At 56.9% G+C, this 884-nt stretch carries 1 protein-coding gene; it reads left to right on the forward strand.

Annotation, left to right across the window (positions count from 1 at the left end; translation table 11 throughout):
• On the forward strand, window positions 1-828 hold an 828-nt coding region (locus ACTHUR_RS12665), incomplete at its 5' end, for a dihydroxy-acid dehydratase domain-containing protein (protein ID WP_440398841.1).
• Window positions 829-884 lie beyond the last annotated feature (56 nt).

Consider the following 884-nt stretch of genomic DNA (forward strand, 5'->3'; position numbering starts at 1 on the left):
TTGCTGATCCGCGTGTACCCCAACGGCAAAGCCGACGTGAACCACTTTACCGCAGCAGGCGGCCTGCCTTTCGTTATCCGCGAATTGCTGGACGCAGGCTTATTGCACGACGATGTCGATACCGTCGTCGGACACGGTATGCGCCACTACACCAAAGAGCCTTTCCTCATCGACGGCAAACTCGAATGGCGCGAAGCCCCCGAAACCAGCGGCAACGATGACATCCTGCGCAAAGCCGACAATCCGTTCTCCCCAGACGGTGGTTTGCGCCTGATGAAAGGCAACATCGGTCGCGGCGTGATTAAAGTATCTGCCGTGCGCGAAGGTTGCCGCATCATTGAAGCGCCCGCCATCGTATTCAACGACCAACGCGAAGTGTTGGCTGCGTTTGAACGCGGCGAGTTGGAACGCGATTTCGTCTGCGTTGTCCGCTACCAAGGCCCGCGTGCCAACGGTATGCCCGAATTGCACAAACTGACCCCGCCTTTGGGCATCCTGCAAGACCGCGGTTTTAAAGTGGCGCTGCTGACTGACGGCCGTATGTCCGGTGCATCCGGCAAAGTGCCTGCATCCATCCACATGACGCCTGAAGCCCTGATGGGCGGCAATATCGCCAAAATCCGTACCGGCGACCTGATCCGCTTCGACTCCGTTACCGGCGAACTCAACGTCCTGATTAACGAAGCCGAATGGAATGCCCGCGAAGTCGAACGCATCGATTTGAGCGCTAACCAACAAGGTTGCGGCCGCGAACTTTTCGCCAACTTCCGCAGCATGACCAGTAGCGCAGAAACCGGTGCTACGAGCTTCGGCGGCGAATTTGCCTAAACCATTTTCAGACGGCCTTTTAAAACAATCAGGCCGTCTGAAACCATGTTAACAAC

The sequence above is a fragment of the Neisseria sp. P0021.S007 genome (genome assembly GCF_051956855.1).